This window comes from Nocardia sp. NPDC004654 (assembly GCF_040609595.1).
In the GTDB taxonomy this organism is placed as follows: Bacteria; Actinomycetota; Actinomycetes; order Mycobacteriales; family Mycobacteriaceae; genus Nocardia.
Map to the genome: position 1 here is coordinate 410,462 of NZ_JBEXKI010000008.1, position 18,468 is coordinate 428,929.

19 protein-coding genes are annotated in these 18,468 nt (G+C 69.8%); 15 read left to right on the forward strand and 4 right to left on the reverse strand.

Annotation, left to right across the window (positions count from 1 at the left end; translation table 11 throughout):
- Nucleotides 1-156 precede the first annotated feature (156 nt).
- From rfaE2 to ABZV58_RS27305, 8 genes are all read left to right on the forward strand, one after another.
- Complete coding sequence (gene rfaE2, locus ABZV58_RS27270; RefSeq protein WP_355003011.1) at nt 157-720, forward strand: D-glycero-beta-D-manno-heptose 1-phosphate adenylyltransferase; 564 nt, start codon at nt 157-159, stop codon at nt 718-720.
- A 202-nt stretch (nt 721-922) separates the two neighbouring features.
- The gene (locus ABZV58_RS27275; RefSeq protein ID WP_355003012.1) at nt 923-2,137 is read left to right on the forward strand and encodes a glycosyltransferase; all 1,215 of its coding nucleotides are present in this window, start codon (nt 923-925) and stop codon (nt 2,135-2,137) included.
- 31 nt (nt 2,138-2,168) lie between these two features.
- A complete protein-coding gene (locus ABZV58_RS27280) occupies nt 2,169-2,873 on the forward strand; it encodes an SDR family oxidoreductase (protein WP_355003013.1) in 705 nt (234 codons plus the stop codon).
- A gap of 16 nt (nt 2,874-2,889) precedes the next feature.
- Entirely contained in the window at nt 2,890-3,936 is a 1,047-nt protein-coding gene (locus ABZV58_RS27285) for a glycosyltransferase family 9 protein (RefSeq protein WP_355003014.1), read from the forward strand.
- Nucleotides 3,937-4,172: 236 nt separating this feature from the next.
- Nucleotides 4,173-4,736, forward strand: a complete 564-nt coding sequence (locus ABZV58_RS27290) for an SIS domain-containing protein (RefSeq protein WP_355003095.1) — start codon at nt 4,173-4,175, stop codon at nt 4,734-4,736.
- Nucleotides 4,733-5,740, forward strand: a complete 1,008-nt coding sequence (locus ABZV58_RS27295; protein WP_355003015.1) for a PfkB family carbohydrate kinase — start codon at nt 4,733-4,735, stop codon at nt 5,738-5,740. Before ABZV58_RS27290 ends, ABZV58_RS27295 begins: the two co-directional genes overlap by 4 nt.
- Nucleotides 5,741-5,760: 20 nt before the next feature.
- Nucleotides 5,761-5,958, forward strand: a complete 198-nt coding sequence (locus tag ABZV58_RS27300; RefSeq protein ID WP_355003016.1) for a hypothetical protein — start codon at nt 5,761-5,763, stop codon at nt 5,956-5,958.
- A 163-nt stretch (nt 5,959-6,121) separates the two neighbouring features.
- Nucleotides 6,122-7,075, forward strand: a complete 954-nt coding sequence (locus ABZV58_RS27305; protein WP_355003017.1) for a helix-turn-helix transcriptional regulator — start codon at nt 6,122-6,124, stop codon at nt 7,073-7,075.
- Between the two features lie 4 nt (nt 7,076-7,079).
- Here ABZV58_RS27305 and ABZV58_RS27310 read toward each other — a convergent pair whose 3' ends face one another.
- From ABZV58_RS27310 to ABZV58_RS27325, 4 genes are all read right to left on the reverse strand, one after another.
- On the reverse strand, nt 7,080-7,565 hold the full coding sequence (locus ABZV58_RS27310; protein ID WP_355003018.1) for a hypothetical protein: 486 nt from the start codon (nt 7,563-7,565) through the stop codon (nt 7,080-7,082).
- Between the two features lie 143 nt (nt 7,566-7,708).
- Nucleotides 7,709-8,110, reverse strand: a complete 402-nt coding sequence (locus ABZV58_RS27315; RefSeq protein WP_355003019.1) for an STAS domain-containing protein — start codon at nt 8,108-8,110, stop codon at nt 7,709-7,711.
- Between the two features lie 521 nt (nt 8,111-8,631).
- Complete coding sequence (locus tag ABZV58_RS27320; RefSeq protein WP_355003020.1) at nt 8,632-10,113, reverse strand: long-chain fatty acid--CoA ligase; 1,482 nt, start codon at nt 10,111-10,113, stop codon at nt 8,632-8,634.
- A gap of 81 nt (nt 10,114-10,194) precedes the next feature.
- Nucleotides 10,195-11,478: a helix-turn-helix domain-containing protein gene (locus ABZV58_RS27325; RefSeq protein WP_355003021.1), complete on the reverse strand. Its 1,284-nt coding sequence runs from the start codon at nt 11,476-11,478 to the stop codon at nt 10,195-10,197.
- A gap of 225 nt (nt 11,479-11,703) precedes the next feature.
- Between ABZV58_RS27325 and ABZV58_RS27330 the strand changes: the two genes are divergently transcribed.
- The 7 genes from ABZV58_RS27330 (at nt 11,704) to ABZV58_RS27360 (ending at nt 18,462) form a co-directional block, all read left to right on the forward strand.
- Nucleotides 11,704-12,462 carry an ABC transporter ATP-binding protein gene (locus ABZV58_RS27330; protein ID WP_355003022.1) on the forward strand — a complete coding sequence of 253 codons (759 nt, stop codon included), beginning with the start codon at nt 11,704-11,706 and terminating at the stop codon, nt 12,460-12,462.
- Nucleotides 12,459-13,184 carry an ABC transporter ATP-binding protein gene (locus ABZV58_RS27335; RefSeq protein ID WP_355003023.1) on the forward strand — a complete coding sequence of 242 codons (726 nt, stop codon included), beginning with the start codon at nt 12,459-12,461 and terminating at the stop codon, nt 13,182-13,184. Before ABZV58_RS27330 ends, ABZV58_RS27335 begins: the two co-directional genes overlap by 4 nt.
- A gap of 2 nt (nt 13,185-13,186) precedes the next feature.
- Nucleotides 13,187-14,068: a branched-chain amino acid ABC transporter permease gene (locus tag ABZV58_RS27340; protein WP_355003024.1), complete on the forward strand. Its 882-nt coding sequence runs from the start codon at nt 13,187-13,189 to the stop codon at nt 14,066-14,068.
- Entirely contained in the window at nt 14,065-15,132 is a 1,068-nt protein-coding gene (locus tag ABZV58_RS27345) for a branched-chain amino acid ABC transporter permease (RefSeq protein ID WP_355003025.1), read from the forward strand. Before ABZV58_RS27340 ends, ABZV58_RS27345 begins: the two co-directional genes overlap by 4 nt.
- Nucleotides 15,122-16,372: an ABC transporter substrate-binding protein gene (locus ABZV58_RS27350; protein WP_355003026.1), complete on the forward strand. Its 1,251-nt coding sequence runs from the start codon at nt 15,122-15,124 to the stop codon at nt 16,370-16,372. The genes ABZV58_RS27345 and ABZV58_RS27350 overlap by 11 nt, the downstream gene beginning before the upstream one ends.
- Nucleotides 16,373-16,450: 78 nt before the next feature.
- A complete protein-coding gene (locus ABZV58_RS27355) occupies nt 16,451-17,209 on the forward strand; it encodes a hypothetical protein (protein WP_355003027.1) in 759 nt (252 codons plus the stop codon).
- A 95-nt stretch (nt 17,210-17,304) separates the two neighbouring features.
- Entirely contained in the window at nt 17,305-18,462 is a 1,158-nt protein-coding gene (locus ABZV58_RS27360) for an acyl-CoA dehydrogenase family protein (protein ID WP_355003028.1), read from the forward strand.
- Nucleotides 18,463-18,468 lie beyond the last annotated feature (6 nt).

Below are 18,468 nucleotides of genomic sequence, written 5' to 3' on the forward strand. Positions count from 1 at the left end.
CCTGTCGTTCATGAATCGACGTTAAGCGACCTCGCTTAATCTCTCAATTCGAACCGTTTAGATTGTCGGCGGTATGCCGGTCCGCTCGACGCTCGGTGTTTGACGTGCGCGGCGCGTGGAATCACGAAGGCGATCACCGACCGGGCGGGAGGACGCATGAACGACGACGGACTCGGCCCCGCGGCCGCGGACCGGGTCGACGCGACGATCGTCGACACCGGCGGGGCGATCTTGCCGCGCGACCGGCTGATCGAGGCGCTCCGGCGCCACCGCGCGGCCGGGGCGCGAGTCGTGTTCACCAACGGCTGTTTCGACGTCCTGCACGCAGGGCACATCGCCTACCTCGACGAGGCCAAGCGCCTGGGCGACGTGCTGGTGGTGGCGGTCAACTCCGACCGCACCGTCCGCGAGCTGAAGGGTCCGGATCGCCCGGTGAACCCGGAAGGCGATCGCTGCGCGGTGCTCGCCGCCCTCGGCTGCGTCGATCACGTGACGCTCTTCGACGAGGACACCCCGCTCGAGCTGCTGCGCGCGACCGAACCCGACATATACGTCAAAGGCGGCGACTACCGGCCGGAGACACTGCCGGAGTCACCGATCGTGCGGGCCTACGGCGGCGAGGTCAGGGTGCTCGGCTACCTCGCCGATCGCTCGACCTCGGCGATGATCGAGCGAATCCGTGCGCGCGCACCGAGCGATGGGTTGTCCGCACGCGGATAACGGGGCACACGGCCTCGAACGATCGCATCTGGCGGCCTGCCCCGCCCCGACCGGCGGCTCCGAGGACGCGTCGATTGGCCGAAGGGAAAGCGGGTAAGCGCCGCACATGGCACCACCGTGATCATCGCCGCGCGCGGCGAGCGAGTTCGCCCGCGCCCCGACGCCGAGCATTCCGCTTCGCGCCGACGGAAGGGAGCACCTCGTGAGAATCGCCATGGTTTCCGAGCACGCCAGTCCACTCGCCCAGCTCGGCGGAGTCGACGCGGGCGGACAGAACGTGCACGTCGGCGAGCTCGCGGCGGCGTTCGCCCGACGCGACCACGACGTCACGGTATACACCCGCCGCGACGATCCGGCACTCGACACCACGATCACCACCGACGCGGGTTATCGGGTCGTGCACGTGCCCGCCGGTCCGGCGAAACCCATTCCGAAGGACGACATCTTGCCGCATCTCGGCGAATTCGCCACCTTCCTGCGCGAGCAGTGGTCGGTGAATCGGCCCGATCTGGTGCACGCGCACTTCTGGATGTCCGCCGTCGCCGCCGAACTGGCAAGCCGCGAACTCCGCATCCCGGTCGTGCTGACCTTCCACGCGCTCGGCACCGTCAAGCGCCGGTATCAGGGCGCGGCCGACACCAGCCCGCCCGCCCGCCTCAAGCTCGAAAGACTGGTCGCCACTCGCGCCCACCATGTGATCGCCACGTGCACCGACGAAGTCGAAGAGCTGAGCCGCATGGAACTTCCGCACGCGCGCGCCACCGTCGTTCCGTGCGGCGTCGACCTCGCCAGGTTCGGTCCGCACGGCCCCGCCGACGAGCGTGACGGCCGCCACCGGCTGGTGTCGGTGGGCAGACTGGTGCCGCGCAAAGGTTTCGACACCACCATCAAGGCGCTCGCCCAGCTGCCCGACACCGAACTGCTGATCGCGGGCGGATCCGCCGACGGCGACGACCCGACCGGCGCGGAATCGCGGCGACTGCGCCAGGTCGCGGTCGACGCGGGCGTCGCCGAGCGCGTCCACCTGCTCGGACAGGTCTCACGCGAGAGCATGCCCGCGCTGCTGCGTTCGGCGGACGTCGTCGTGTGCACGCCCTGGTACGAGCCGTTCGGGATGGTCCCGCTCGAGGCGATGGCCTGCGGCAAACCGGTGGTGGCCAGCGCTGTCGGCGGACTGCTCGACACCGTGGTCGACGGCGTCACCGGCACCCTGGTCGGTCCGCCGGAGCCGGGCCCGGTCGCGCGGGCGCTGTCTCCGCTGCTGGCCGACCACGAGTTGCGCCGCGCCTGGGGCGTGGCCGGATATCAACGGGCGCGCAGCCGATACTCCTGGGATCGCGTCGCCGACGAGACGCTGACCGTGTACCACCGCGTCATCCCCGAAGCGGCGACCGCGACGCTCGCGGCCGCCGGTTGATCTCCGTCATCGACATCCGAAGGGACCCCTGGTGAATCAACCGACGAAGAACGAACTCGGCACCGTCCTGATCACCGGCGGCGCGTCCGGACTCGGCGCCGCGACCGTCGACGCAGTACGCGCCGCGGGCGGCGTCGCCCTCGTCATCGACCGTGACAAACCCGAAACCGACGTCGCTTGGGAGTACGCGGATCTGGCGTACACCGAGGACGCCGAGCGCGCGGTGCGGACGTTGGTCGCGCGCACGGGCGGGCGGCTGGACGCTGTGTTCACCGCCGCGGGCACCGATGCGTGCGGCAAGCTGGACGAGGTCGCGGTCGAGCAGTGGGAGCGCGTGGTGCGGGTCAACTTGCTCGGCACCGCCGCGATCATCCGCGCCGCGCTGCCCGCGTTGCGTGCCAGTCGCGGCACCATCGTCACCTGCGCCTCCACCCTCGGGCTCAAGGCGCTGCCCGACGCGACCGCCTACTGCGCTTCGAAATTCGGCGTGGTCGGCCTGACCAGGGCGCTGGCCGCCGAGACCGCGGGCGAAGTCGGCGTCACCCTGCTGATACCCGGCGGCATGCACACCGCCTTCTTCGACGGCAGGCCCGCCCAATACGCTCCGCCGCCGGACATCCAGCTCAACAAGCCAGAGGACGTCGCCGCGGCCGTGGTGTTCGCCATGTCGCAGCCACCCGGCTGCGAGCTCAGGGAGATGGTCGTGTGCCATTCGACGGAGCGGTCGTGGCCGTGAGCGCTCCGGTGCGAACATGACGGGGCATGTACTGGCGGCCCGGCTCGACAGCGTCGGCGACGTGCTCGTCACCGGCCCCGCCGTCCGGGCCGTCGCGGCACGGGCGGAGCGGGTGACGTTCCTGGCCGGGCCGCGCGGACGGGCGGCCGCCGAACTGCTGCCCGGCGTGGACCGGGTGCTCGAATTCCATGCTGGCTGGGTGGATTTCGATCCGCCGCCGGTGACCGCGACCGCGATCGAGCGCCTTCGCTCCTCGATCGCGGCACTCGCCGTGGACGAGGCGCTGATCTTCACCTCGTTCCACCAGTCGCCGCTGCCGCTCGCGCTGGTGCTGCGCACCGCGGGCGTCGGCCGGATCTGCGCGATCAGCACCGACTATCCGGGCTCGCTGCTGGACGTGCGGCACCGGCCGGACGAGGATTTGCCCGAACCGGTCCGGGCCGTATCCCTGGCTCGGGCGGCTGGTTATCCGGCCGCCGACACGTCGTTGCGGATCCGTGCCGACCTGCCGGACGCACGCACTCTGACGGGCGAGCCCGGCTACGTGGTCGTCCATCCGGGCGCGGCGGTCCGTGCGCGGCGGCCGTCGGCGCGCCGGTCGGCGTCGATCGTCGCGGCGCTGCGCCGCGCGGGACATCGGGTGCTCGTCACGGGCGGACCAGAGGAACGGGAACTGACCGCGACCGTCGCGGGCGAGGTCGCCGAGGACTTGGGCGGTGCGACCGATCTACCGATGCTGGCCGCGGTGCTGCGCGACGCCCGCGTGGTCGTCGCGCCCAACACCGGGGCCGCGCATCTGGCGGCGGCCGTGGGCACACCGGTCGTCTCGCTGTTCGCTCCCGTGGTTCCGGCGCCGCGCTGGGCGCCGCACGGCGTGCCGTCGATCGTGCTCGGCGACCAGACAGCCCCTTGTGCGGACTCACGCGCCAGGGTCTGCCCGGTGCCCGGCCATCCGTGCCTGGACGGCATCGCCGACGACGCCGTCGTCGCGGCCGTGGTGAAGCTGGCAGCCATCGAGCGCACCGTGCTCGGCAGGGACGACCTCGCCGAACGCACCGCCTGACGAAGATCCGCCGCTGGGAGCAAGCACACCGCGAACGACCCGACCGGCGATCCTCCCGGACTGTTTCGAAGTGGTCGGTCTGGGCATCACCGAGACAAGGTGGGCGTCGAAACCGCCATACCCTGCGGAAACTCTCGCCGCCGCGATCACCTTCGTCCTGGTGGGCGTGCACGGATAAGGAAGGGGCCGTCGTGAGCAGCGCAGAGTATCGGCAGAACAGCCCGGTTACGGTGGAACTGGAGGAGCACTTCGACGCGCTCGTCGCGGCCCTCGGTCGCAATCTTCGGCCCGCGGTCGCGCGGGTGCTGGCCTGGGGCGAGCAGCTCGCCGCCGTCTACGACCGCGGCGGGCGCTTGTTCGCGTGCGGCAACGGCGGCAGCGCCGCGGAGGCGCAACACCTGACCGCCGAGCTGACCGGCCGGTTCCGCGACGACCGCCGACCGCTGTCTGCCATCTCGCTGCACGCCGAAACCTCCAGTCTCACCGCGATACTCAACGACTACGGACCCGACGAGATGTTCGCCAGGCAACTGCGCGCCCACGGCCGCCCCGGCGACGTCTTGATCGCCATGTCCACCAGCGGCTCGAGCGCCAACGTCATCGCGGCTGCCAAGGCCGGACACGAGATCGGCCTGGCGACCTGGGCGATGACCGGACCCTCGCCCAACACGCTCGCCGCGCTGTGCGACGACGCGATACCGATCGAAGCCGACACCGTCGCCACCGTGCAGGAAATGCACTTGGTGCTGGTGCATTCGCTGTGCGCGGCGGTGGAGGCCGCGCTCGAGGCGGATTCGTGATCTCCGGAGCCCCGCTGGTCGTGGTCGGCGACGCGCTGCTCGACATCGAGGTGGTCGGCCGCGCCGACCGGCACAGCCCGGATGCCCCGGTCCCGGTGGTGGACGTGACCGCGCGGTCGTTTCGTCCCGGCGGGGCGGGACTTGCCGCACTACTCGGCGCCAGCGACCTCGAGGATGTCGTGCTCGTCGCCGGTTTCGCCGACGACTCGGCGGGTGAACGGCTGCGCGCGTTGCTGCCCAAGGGGATTCGTCTCGCTCGCTTGCCGTTCGCGGGCAGCACGGTGTGCAAGGAGCGCGTGCGGGCGGTGGGCCCGTGCGCGGGGCCGAGCGTGGACGGCGTCCCCGCTCCGATCACCCGGCTCGACTCCGGGGACGGGCGCGTCACCGACGAGCCCCTCGACGACGATGTGCGGACCGCCATCGGATCGGCCCGTGCCGTGCTGATCGCCGACTACGGCCGCGGCGCAGCGGCGCACCCGGAGATCCGCGCCCTCGTCGAGGCGCGGGCCCGCGAGGCGCCGGTGGTCTGGGACCCGCATCCCCGAGGTCCGGAGCCGGTGCGCGGCGCCGCCCTGGTCACGCCGAACCGGGACGAGGCCGAACGATTCGCGCCCGGCGGCACGGAATTCGGCGGCCGCGCGCGGACGCTGACCGATCGGTGGGCGGCCAGGGCCGTCGCGGTGACACTCGGCGCGGACGGCGCGGTGTTGTACTGCCATGGACGGCCCGACAGCGTGCCCGTCCCGGTTCCGGTCGAGCGCCGCGCGGCGGCGAACGCGGACACCTGCGGGGCGGGCGACCGGTTCGCCTCGGCAGCCACCGTCGCGATGGCCGACGGAGCCGGTACGGAGAAATCGGTGCGGTACGCGGTCGCCTCCGCGGCCGAATTCGTCCGCGCCGGTGCGGCTTCCGCCTTCGCCGTCACACAGACCGAAGCGGCGATGCGGCTCCGGGTATTCGCCACGGAGAACGAGAGTGCCGAAGCATCGCCTCGGCACCGCTGATCACGCGAAAGGAGGACACGATGGAACGCGGAAACAGCAAGCACGGGCCCAAGCGCGACGACCAACTCGCGCACGAGCTGCACGGCGCGTTGCAGGGCAACCTGTCGAGCCGCGCCGAAGAATGGCGCGATCCCGAACCGCTTGCCGACGACGACGAAGCCCTGACCGCTCGCCCCGACCTCCCGCGTCCGGCACCGCCGGACAACCCGCAACCCTGACGGGCGGCCGGTTCGCCCCGGTGATTCGGCCGCGCTTCCGGCACGGCCGCACCAGAATCGGACTACTGTGGTGGTCTCCGTCCCGGCACGTTCGCGTACCGAGCCGCCGTGGACGGCCCATCCGATGCAATCGCCCGCAGCGGGCCCGGCCGAGGCGGGAAGCATGGACACATTCGTCTTCGACAGCGAGGATCTCGGTGCGACCGAGGCCATGCTGAACTCGGCCTACACGAAGATGCGGATCGGCAGCAGTCACGAGCGGACGCGCGCGCAAGTCTCGCGCGAGGTGATGGGCACCGTCAGCGTCGACCAGCTGGATCTGGAATTCGACATGGCCTACCGCGCCGATCCGCTCGGCCGGGTGTGCCTGTGCGACATGCGGACCGGCGCCATCGAGGAATCCTTCGCCGACGGCTCGACGGACACCTTCCTTCCCGGCGATCTCACGCAGATCGCGCTGCCGGACGAACCGTATTCCGGCGTGGTGCGCAGCGCGCGCTATCAGCTGACCATGTTCGATCCGCGCCTGCTCACCCAGGTGGCTTCGGAGGCGCCGGGCCGGAGCGCCGAGCCGGTCAGGTTGACCCACCACCGACCGGTGTCGGACACCGCGGTCGCCGAGTTACGCCAGGTGATCCGGTGGCTGCGCGAGCACGTCCTCGCGGTACCGGAGGCGCGGGCATCGTCGCTGATCGCCGCCTCGGCGGAGCAGTGTCTCGCGGCGAGCGTGCTACGGGCCTTCCCGAATACCGCGACGCCCGAACCGACGTCCGTCGACCGCAGGGACGCCCACCCGGACACTCTCCGCCGCGCCATCGCCTATATCGAGGCGCACGCCACCGAGCCGATCAGCGTCGCCGACATCGCGGCGGGCGCCCACGTCACCATTCGAGCCGTCCAGCTCGCGTTCCGCAGGCACCTGGACACGACGCCGATGGGCTATCTGAGGAAGGTGCGCCTGGCCGGCGCGCACGAGCAGTTGGCCGCGGCCTCCCCCGACGACGGCCACACCGTCACCGGTGTCGCCGCGGCTTGGGGTTTCGCCCATCCCGGCCGGTTCGCGAGCAGCTATCGCCAGACCTACGGCGTCGCCCCGCGGGCGACGTTGCACGACTGACCGGCTACCGGCCGTCCATCATCGCGACGATCTGGTGGCAGGCCGCCGCGACGGCGGGGTCGAGGCTCGCGTCCAAGACGTGCGGGCGCTCGGCGTAGACGGCCAGCACAGCGGTCGTGCCGTTCGCCGCGCGCATACCGCGGCAGTGCAGCGAGCGCACGCCGAGCAGGCGCAGCTGCGCCCGGCAGTCGCTCCAGCGGGTCTCGCCGTCCAGATCGGCGACGGTGACGGCGACGTCCTCGTTCAGCGCCGTCCTGTTCGGCGCGGCATCGCTGATGAGCTGGGATTCTTCGGCCAGTTTCGCCCGCGGTGAGGACCACGCGCGCACCGCGAACTCGTCACCCACGCGGACCGTCAGTCCGACGAGCACGTTGTGCGGTAGCGCCTCGGCCAGTTCGCGCGCCACCGTGTGCGGATTCCGGATGTCGGCGGTCGCCTGCGCGGCGGGCGGCGGGTCACCAGCCTGGTCGCAGGGGCTCGTTTCGAGCATGGTGGCTCCTTCGGACGTCGGCGATGGACGCAGCCGACGACGCGCACGACCACGGAGGTATTAGCGTGGCAACACCCGATCGAACCCCACAACACAGAGAACGAAGTGTCGCCCTCCAGAAAACGAAGCGCGAAGTCGGCGGCTCACCGCCCGAGCGCCTCGTCCAGGTTGGCGTAGTAACAGAACAGCGCCCGCACTCCCACCACGTCGAGCACTCGGTCGATCTCGGCATGTCCCGACACAAGCCGCAGATCGACCCCCCGTTCCGCGAGCTTCCTCTTGAATTCCCCCAGTGCGATGGCGGCTCGAATCCCGACGAAACGGGTGGTACGGAAATCGACGATCACGGCGCGACAGCCGTGCTCGGGTATGGAGTCCAGCGCAGCGCACAGCTCGGGCAGTCCGGCGAGATCCAGTTCGCCGTCCACCGCCATCACCACGCAACTGCCGCGCATGGCTACCGATCGTCCCCCTGGCCGCCGCTTGTCGTACATATAGCGGTGAACTCGCCCGACACCGGACCGCACAACGATTTTCGTCGACATCGCAGAACCTCCCAACGGGATGGTGTCCCACCCATCGGCCGAACGGCACCGTTGAACGGCGCCACCATGGTCGGTGCGATTCGCCCGAGAACCGCGTGGGACTGTGCTCGTCTGAAGATCTCAGCCTGCGGCCGGTCCTGTCTTTCGGCTCTCGGCGTCGCTGGATCGTAGCCACGATCCGCGGCCCCGGCCGCCATCCAATGTTGTGCTCCAAGCATAGGCCGGCAGCCGATCGACTTCACCATTTGCGGCAAAGGACCGTTCCCACCTGCGCGCGATCCGGAGTCCCAGCCCGGAAATCCCCCTGTGTCCCCCTGCGGTTCGACCGTCGACCCCGCGCGTCACATCATCATCGGCATGCCGGGGAACATGCTGCTCCACCACTCGCGCAGCATCCCGATCATCTGCGAGAACATATCCATCATCGCGAACACCTCCTCTCCGGCCAGATCGTCCAGTCAACTTTCGGCTACCCTCACGGGCGTCGAACATGCCTTCGGATGGGCCGGAACACGGCGTGCTCAGCTGTAGTGGCGCACGAGTTCGCGCTTGAGAACCTTGTGGCTCGGGCCGAGCGGCAGCTGGTCGACGAACTCCACGCGGCGCGGGTACTTGTGCTTGGCCAGGCGCTTGCGGCCGAACGCGATGACCTGGTCGGCGGTCAGCGGGGCTCCGGCGACGACGACCGCGCAGATCTCCTCGCCGTAGGTCTCGTCGGGCAGGCCGATCACCGCGACCGCGTCGATGGCGGGGTGGTACAGCAGCGTCTCTTCCACCTCGCTCGGGTACACGTTGAACCCTCCGCGAATGATCATGTCCTTGATCCGGTCGGCGATGTTCACGTAGCCGTCGGCGTCCCGCACACCGAGATCACCCGTCCGGAACCAGCCCTGCACGACGGCGGCGGCGGTGGCGGCCGGATTGCCGATGTATCCGTTGAACACGTTGTGCCCGCGGATCACGATCTCGCCGAGTTCGCCGGACGGCAGCAGGACGATCTCGTCCGCGATGCCAGGGTCGGCGATCTCGACCTCGACGCCCCACACCGCGTGCCCGACGGTGCCCGCCTTCGGCCCGAAGTCCGGCTGGTTCACCGCGGCGGTCGGCGAGGTCTCGGAGAGTCCGTAACCCTCCAGGATCGAGGTGCCGAACAGCTCGTGGAAGGTCTCCAGCACCGGCTGCGGCAACGACGCTCCACCGGAGATGCACAAACGCAATTGCGGCGCACCGAGTTTCGTCGCCGCGGTGATGAGCCGGACGTACATCGTCGGCACGCCGTGGAAGGTGTTGACGCCCTCGGCGTGCATCAGGCGAATGGCCTCGTCGGGGTCGAAGCGCGGCTGCAACACCAGCGTCGCGCCCGCGCGCCAGGTGGAATTCATGGAGACGGTCTGGCCGAAGATGTGGAACAGCGGCAGCGCGCCGAGGGCGACGTCGTCGCTGCGCACGTCGTTGGCGTCGAAGGCGTTCACCGTCGCGTTCATGACCATGTTCAAGTGGCTGAGCTCGGCGCCCTTCGGCTTGCCCGTGGTGCCGCTGGTGTAGAAGATCACGGCGGTGTCGCCGGGCGCTCGGGAGACGAACGACCGAATCGGTTCCGCCACAAGGGTGTTCGGGTCGTGACAGCCGATTCCGACCGCGCCCGCCGCGGCCTTGCCGACCTCGGCGAACTGCTCGTGACACACCAGCAACGTCGCTCCACTGTCGCGCAGGACGTGCTCGGCCTCGTTCGCCGTCAGCAGCAGGTGCACTGGAATCACCGCGGCGCCCGCAGCGAGGATCGCATAGTAGGCGCGCGGGAACTCGGCGGTGTTGGGGCACATCAGCGCCACGCGGTCGCCGGGGCGCACACCGAGTTCGATCAGCGCGGCCGCCTGTTCCCGGGCCTGCGACCACAACTCGGCGAACGTGATGCGCTGCGCACCCTCGATCAGCGCGATCCGGTCCGGGCGGCGGCGCGCCTGCTCGGCCAGGATGCTCGCCAACGACAGCGTGGCGTTCATGCCACCTCCAAAACTAACGTCGCAAGTTTTTCGCCAACCGTAGATCAGCCAAACTAGCGGTGCAAGTTTCTGGTTTCGCGGCTACTTCGACGCGGCGTGCAGCTCGATGGCGACGAGCAATTCGACGAGGTCGTTGACGCTGCGGACATTGCGGCCGGTGAGTTCCTGGATACGGCGCAGCCGGTACTTGGCCGTGTTGTGGTGGATGCGGAGGCCGTCCGCGGCCTCGCGCAGATTCATGTCGGCGCCCGCGAAGGCGCGAATGGTGTCGGCGAGCATTCCGCCGCGCAGCCGATCCTCGGCCAGCGCGGCGGCGATCCGCGGATCCACCAGCTGGCGGACGGTGTCGTCGGCGCGCAGCATGAGGTAGCGGAACGGCGAGAGGTGTGGAAGGGCGAGCACGCCACCGTCCTCGGGCAGCAGATCCAACGCCGAACGCGCCTGCTGATAAGACCGCGGGAACTGGGCGATCTCGGTGAACACCGTGCTGACGCCGATGCCGAGGGTGATGCCTTCGGCGTGCAGCTTGTCGCGGGTGCGCCGCAACAGCGCGCACAGTTCGTCGGCGGACCCGTTGCGACCGAGCGCGGGCAGCGCGACGATCTCCGATCCGCGCACCACCGACAACGTGCGCAATCCGTTGACGCCGGTGCGCGCGAGCGCCGCCGACGCGATGTGCCTGGCCTCCGCTTCGGAACTACCCGGCTCACCGCGATGGGCCGTGCGCAACACGACCGCCGTCACCGCCACCATGGGCGTCGCCCGCTCGGTGCCGATGCCGTGCGCGTGGGCCATGGCCACCTGCGGCCCGCGGTCGGGCAAGGCACCGTCCAGCAGACCCTCCACCAGTTCTCGGCTGTCGCGCCCGGCCTCGGCGGACAGGTACTGCTGGAATTCCAGATAGGCGTTGGCCGCCTGGGTGCTGATCAGGTCGCAGTAGCGGGTCAACGGCACGACCATCGACAGCGCCGCGTCGCGCCCGGCCTCCGAGTCTCCCGCGTGGGCGAGCAGCGATTTCCAAATCGCCTGCTGCCCGAGCCGGAACGCGGAGATGTAGTCGACCAGCGTCAGCCCGGACTGCGCGCGGCGCGCCGCGGCCCGTCGCGCGTAGCCGATGTCGTCGACGGTGACCCGCCGCTTGTCGAGCAGCGCGCCGAGTCCGGTCCGGCACAGCCGGGTCAGCTGATCGTGTACGTCGGCGTGGAAGCTCGTGTCCCGCGCCGCGTACCCGGGGACCTGCGCCAGGATCGCGGACATGCCCGCGTCGGCGATGTCGTGCGCGTGCTCGAAGACGCTGCCGACGATCCGCGTGCGCTCGGCCTGGACCGGCGCGGATACCCCGGTCGAATGTGATCCAGCTGACATAACCCGGCATACTCCACGGCCCTCGTCGCGGGTGTCAACAGGGCCGAAGGAGGCACCCACCCCTGTCCACGCCGGACAAATCGCGCCGCCGAGATTGGGCCTCCGCGTCCGATGTGCGCCCTGACCAGCGTCTTTACGCTGACCACGATCCACAGGCCAGACCCCAAGGACTGCGCCGACCCGCACGGAATTTCACCCACGTCTCGGACGCGGGCCGGAGGACGAATGCTCGAGATATCCCACCTGACCGTTCGCTTCGGCGGCATCACCGCCCTGCACGACGTCGGCTTCGGCGTCGCGCCGGGCGAGATGGTCGGTCTGATCGGTCCGAACGGGGCGGGCAAGACCACCCTGTTCAACTGCCTCACCAGGCGCTACCAGCCCACCGAGGGCACGATGCGCTACCAGGGCGAGGACCTGCTGACGGTCCGCCCCGACGCGCTGGCCGGACTCGGTATCGCCCGCACCTTCCAGAACCTGGGGTTGTTCCCCCGCATGTCCGTCCGGGACAACGTGCTCGTCGGCGCCCACCACCGGGCCTCCGCCGGTTTCGTCTCCGCGAGCCTGCGCCTGCCGCGGGTCCGCGCGGAGGAGCGGCGGCTGCGCGCCGAGGTCGACGCGCTGCTGGAGCGGCTCGACCTCGCCGATGTCGCCGACCACCCGGCCGCGGGCCTGCCGTTCGGCACGCTCAAGCGGATCGAGCTGGCCCGCGCGCTGGCCGTCGGGCCGCGCCTGCTGCTGCTGGACGAGCCGGTCAACGGGCTCAGCCACGGCGAGGTCGACGTGTTCGCCGAGCGTCTGCGCGCGCTGCGCGACGAGTTCGACCTGACGGTGATCGTCGTCGAGCACCACATGGGATTCGTCATGGGCACCTGCGACCGGGTGGTGTGCCTCGAGTTCGGGCGCGTCATCGCCGAGGGCGAACCCGAAGCGGTGCAACGTGATCCGGCGGTCATCCGGGCCTACCTGGGGACGGCGGCATGACCGGCGAACCCTTCCTCACCGTCACCGACCTGCGCGCGGGCTACGGCGCGGCCAAAGTGCTGCACGGCCTGAGCTTCTCGGTCGCCCGCGGCGAGGTCTGCGCGGTCCTCGGCCCGAACGGCGCGGGCAAGACGACCTTGTTGCGCGCACTGTGCGGCATGATCCGGGTGCGCGGGACCGTGCGCCTCGACGACGCCGAGATCGCCGGCCGCACACCGGAAGCCATCGCCCGGCTCGGTGTGGCGCACGTGCCCGAGGGCCGCGGCACCTTCCTGCCGCTGACCGTCGAGGAGAACCTGCGCCTCGGCGCCTATCAGCACCGCGACCGGGTCCGCACCGAGGCCGACCTGCGCCGGGTCTTCGACTTCTTCCCCATCCTGCGCGACAAGCTGCGCGAGACGGCGGGCGGACTCTCCGGCGGCCAGCAGCAGATGCTGGCCATCGGCAGGGCGCTCATGTCCCGGCCCCGGCTGTTGCTGCTGGACGAGCCGTCACTCGGCCTCTCGCCCCTGGTCACCCAGGAGCTCTTTCAAATCGTGCACACCATCAACGAAGAGGAGCGCACCACCGTGATCGTCGTCGAGCAGAACGCGCATCTGGCGCTCGGGACCGCCCACCGGGCACATGTCCTGGAGACCGGCCGAATCGTCTTGTCCGGCACCGCGGCCCAGATCAAGGCCGACGAGCAGGTCGCCGAGTCCTATCTCGGATACCGGGTGTGACCATGGCCGGATTTCTGCAACAGGTCATCGAAGGCCTCACGGCCGGAGCGATTTACGCCGGTTTGGCGCTGGCGCTCGTGCTCATCTACCGATTCACCGGCATCGTCAACTTCGCCCAGGGCGAGCTGGCCATGTTCTCGGCCTTCCTCGCCTGGCAGTGCGTGCAGAGCGGCCTGCCGTTCTGGGTGGCGCTACCGGCCACGCTCGCGGTGTCCTTCGTCGGCGGCATGCTGATCGAACGGGTGATCATCCGGCCCGTCGAGGGCGCACCGGAACTGACGCTGGTGATCGTCACCGTCGGCCTGTTCTTCTTCATCAACGCCGCCGCGGGCTGGATCTGGTCCTACCAGGTGAAGTCGTTCCCGAATCCGTTCCCGGAGGGGGCTTTCCGAGCCGGTGGCGTCACCGCCGGGTACAGCAGCCTCGGGGTGCTCGGCGTGGTCGCCGCGGTGATGGGCTTGCTGTACCTGCTGTTCCGCTACACCAAGATCGGCCTGGCGATGCGGGCCGTGGCCTGCAACCCGCAGTCGGCGCGCTTGGTCGGCATCCGGGTGGGCACCGTGCTCGCGCTCGGCTGGGGCCTCGCGGCGCTGGTCGGCGCGGTCTCCGGCGTGCTGTCGGCGCCGCTGCTGTTCCTCGAGCCGAACATGATGGGCGGCGTCCTGATCTACGCCTTCGCGGCGGCGACGCTCGGCGGCTTCGACAGCCCCGGCGGCGCGGTGGCGGGCGGACTGATCGTCGGGGTGGCCGAAACCCTCACCGGCGCTTACCTGGACGTCATCGGCACCGAACTCAAGATCGGCGTGCCCCTGGTGATCATTCTCGGCGTCCTGCTGCTGCGGCCGCAGGGTCTGTTCGGTCGCGCGGTGGTGGAACGGGTATGAGCGACATGGGAACTCGAAACACCGCCGTCGCGGCGGAAACATCGTCGGCGCCAACCGAAACCGTCGCTCCCCGCGCGGAAACACGACGGCTGCGGATGCCGGACTGGACATGGCTCGGGATCGGCGCGCTGCTGCTGATCGCCTGTCTCGCACCGTTCCAGCTGGTGCCGTTCCGCACCTTCCAGCTGGCGCTGGCGATGATCTACGCGGTCGCGCTGCTCGGCTTGAACGTGCTCGTCGGCCACACCGGCCAGATCTCGCTCGGGCACGGCGCGTTCTTCGCGGTCGGCGCGTACACCAGCGCGGTGCTGATGGATCGCTGGGACACACCGTATTTCGCGACCCTTCCGGTCGCCGCGGCGGTGGCCTTCGCGCTCGGATTCGCCCTCGGCATTCCGGCTCTGAGGTTGCGGGGGCTGTACCTGGCACTGGTCACCTTGGCCATCGCGATCTTCCTGGTGCCGCTGCTCAAGCGGTTCGAGTCGGTCACCGGCGGCTCCATGGGGCTGACGCTGACCAAGCCCGCGCCGCCGGTGTGGACCGGGTTGGCCGAGGACCAGTGGCTGTACTTCCTGGCGCTGCTCGTCACCGTCGTGAGCTTCGTCCTGGTCGCGGGGCTGCTGCGCTCCCGGGTCGGCCGGGCGCTGCACGCGATCCGCGACAACGAGATCGCGGCCGAGGTGATGGGCGTGCGCCTGGCCTTCTACAAGACGCTCGCCTTCGCCTGCGGCGCCATGCTCGCCGGTGCGGCGGGCTGCGTCTACACCTGGGTGATCGGCTTCGTCTCGCCGGACTCCTTCGCCGTCGGATTGTCGATCACGCTGCTGGCCGGATTGGTCGTCGGCGGGCTCGGCGGGCACTGGGGACCGCTGCTGGGCGGGCTGTTCGTGATGTACGTCCCGAGCTTCGCCCAGGACCTCAACCAGGCGGCGCCGGGAGTGATCTTCGGACTGCTGATCATCGCGGTCATGTACCTCGCGCCCAACGGACTGGCCGGACTCCTCGGCCGCACGGCGCGCTGGCTCGAACATCTCGTTCGGAAAGGGAAGAACAATGCGCACTAAGGCAATCCGCGCCGCCGGCGTCGCGGCCGCCGTCCTGCTCGCGGTCTCCGCCTGTGGCGGCCGCGACGACACGGGCAGCACCGTCGGACAGGGCGAATGCCGTGGTCAGCAGACCACGGGAATCACCGACAGCAGCATCAAGCTGGGCGGGGTCTACCCGCTGTCGGGTCCCGCCTCCGCTTACGGCGAGCTGCCGAAGGGCGTTCGCGCCTACTTCGACTACCTCAACGCCGAGCACGGCGGAATCGGCGGCCGCGCCGTCGAGTACCTGGTGCGCGACGACGGCTACCAGCCGCCGAAGACCGTCGAGGAGACCCGCCGTCTGGTGGAGCAGGATCAGGTGTTCGCCGTCTTCCAGACCCTGGGCACCCCGACGTCCTCGGCGGTGTGGGACTACCTCAACCAGCGCAAGGTGCCGCAGGTGTTCGTCGCGGGCGGTGCGACGAAATGGGGTGCGGACGAGGGACATCCGTGGACCATCGGCTGGCAGCCCAGCTACCGCGCCGAGGGCCGCGCCTTCGCGCAGTACGTCCGTCAGCACAAAGCCGATGCGACCGTGGCCGTGATCTACCAGAACGACGATTTCGGCAAGGATCTGCTGTCCAGCTTCACCGAGGCCGTCGCGGGCAGCGGCGTCCGGGTGGTGGCCGAGCAGAGCTACGAGGTCACCGACCCGACGGTGGAACCGCAGGTGCGCAACCTGGCGAACTCGAAGGCCGATGTGCTGCTGAACTTCTCCACACCGAAGTTCGCCTCCCAGGCGCTGGCCGCCGAGCGGCGCAACACCGACTGGAACCCGCTGCACATCCTGACCCAGGTGGCCAACACCATCAGCACGCTGAAGCCGGTCGGCCTGGAGAACGCCCAGGGCGTGGTGTCTGCGGCGTTCACCAAGGACCCGTCCGACCCGCAGTGGTCGTCCGACGCCGCCATGCGCCACTACCAGGAGAAGCTGGCCGAGTACGCGCCCGGCGCCGACCCGACCAACCAGTACACGGTGGTCGGCTGGGCTGCCGCGGAGAGCTTCCACAAGACCATGGAAGCCGCGAAATGCCCCACCCGCGAAGGACTTCGCGACGCCATGCGCTCGCTCGACAATGTCGGCATCGACCTGCTGCTGCCCGGCATCACGTTGAAGACCGGCGAAGGCGACGCGTTCCCGATGGAGTCCCTGCGCATCCAGAGGTTCGAGGGTGACCACTGGGTGCTGACCGGCGACGTCATCGACACCGGCAAGTAGCCACTCCCCACCACGTGCCGCGGCGCATTCCGGCGTCGTCGGCAAGCACGAAGAAAAACCGATCGATGAGGATCAACAATGAAACTGCGAAACAGCGTCGTGACCGCAGCTATGGCGGCCGTTGCCGTCGGCGTCTGCGGCGCGGGCGTCACCAACGCCCAGCCCGCCGAGGAACAGGGTGCGGTGCGCTACGAGGTCACCCGTCAGGGTGATTCGGCCGTGGTAGCCATCGGCGACGGCAAGTTGCGCGTCGTCGCGGACCAGCTGGTGGTCACCGACGTGCACGACACGCCGGTCGCGGCCGTGCCACTCACCTACCGCATGGATGCCATGTCGTATCCGATCGCGGCGCGGGTCGAGGGTGACCGCGCGATCCTGACGCCGTCGCGTGAAGGCGGAACGCCGGTGGCGGCCGTGTCGGCGAACGAGGTCATCAGCCAGGAGCAGGCGGCCAAGCAGGTCGCCGAATCCTTCACCCCGCGTGACCAATCCGCACTCGGCGTGTTCGCCCAGCGGATGACCATCAGCGCCGCGGTGAGTGCCGTGGTCGGCGCGGTGCTCGGCGGCGGCGTCGGCTGTCTGCTGGGTGGCGCGGCGGGTGCGACGGTCGCCAGCCCGGTGATCGCGCTGCTGCTCCCCTGGGTCGGCGCGACCATCGCCGGGTGCGTGCTCGGCGCGGCGACACTGGGCGCGGTGGGCGCCATGGTCGGGCTGATCACGGTGGGCGGTCCGATCGCGCTGTTCTCCGCGTTCCAGTACTTCTCCACCATCCTGACCCCCTGCCCGGCGGAACTGCCCTACTGCAAGGACCCTTCGGTTCCGGCTCCCCCTAAGTAACACCCCGAGAAAAGATCCCGCAGGCCTGTCCGGCACACCGCCGGACAGGCCTGCGCGGCGGTGCGACGCCGCCGACGACGAGGAAGGAAATCAGCGTGCGCAGAACAGTTTTCGAGGCCGACCACGAGGCGTTCCGGGAGACCGTCCGGTCGTTCATCGAATCCGAGGTCGTCCCGGAGTACGACAAGTGGTACGCCGACGGCATCGTGCCCCGCGACTTCTACCGCAAGCTAGGCGAACTCGGCGTGTTCGGCATCGAGGTTCCGACCGAGTACGGCGGCGCCGGTATCGAGTCGTTCTCCTTCCAGGCCGTGCTCACCGAGGAGATCGCGCGGGCCGCGGTGTCCTTCGGCGGCTCCAGTGTCCATGTGTCGCTGTGCCTTCCGTACCTCAAGGCGCTGGCCACCGAGGAGCAGAAACAGCGCTGGCTGCCCGGCTTCGTCAGCGGCGACATCATGTTCGCCATCGCCATGACCGAACCCGGCACCGGCTCGGACCTCGCGGGCATCCGCACCACCGCGACCCTGTCCGAGGACGGCACGCACTACGTGCTCAACGGCGCCAAGACCTTCATCACCGGCGGCGTGCACGCGGACCGCGTCATCGTGTGCGCGCGCACCGCGCCCTCGACGGCGGAGGACCGCCGCCACGGCCTGTCCCTGCTCGTGGTCGACACCCGCTCGCCCGGCTACTCCGTCGGCCGCAAGCTGGACAAGCTGGGCCTCAAGGTCTCCGACACCGCCGAACTCACCTTCACCGACGTCCGGGTTCCGGTCGAGGATCTGCTCGGCGAGGAACACCGCGGCTTCTCCTATCTCGGCCAGAACCTGCCGCAGGAGCGGCTCAGCATCGCCGTCGGCGCCTATGCCCAGGCCAAGGCGGCCATCCGCTTCGCGCACCAATACACCAGGGACCGGCTGGTTTTCGCCAAGCCGGTGGCCAGCTTCCAGAACACCAAATTCGAGCTTGCGGCCTGCCGCGCCGAGGTGGACGCGGCCGAAGCCGTGGTGGATCGCGCCCTCGCCGCGCACGACCGCGGCGAGCTGACCGCGGCCGACGCCGCCTCGGCCAAGCTGTTCTGCACCGAGACCGCCTCCCGTGTGATCGACCGCTGCCTGCAACTGCACGGCGGCTACGGCTACATCACCGAGTACCCGATCGCCCGGCTCTACGCGGACAACCGCGTCAACCGGATCTACGGCGGCACCAGCGAGGTGATGCGCATGATCATCGCCAAGGACATGGGCCTGTAAGGGATT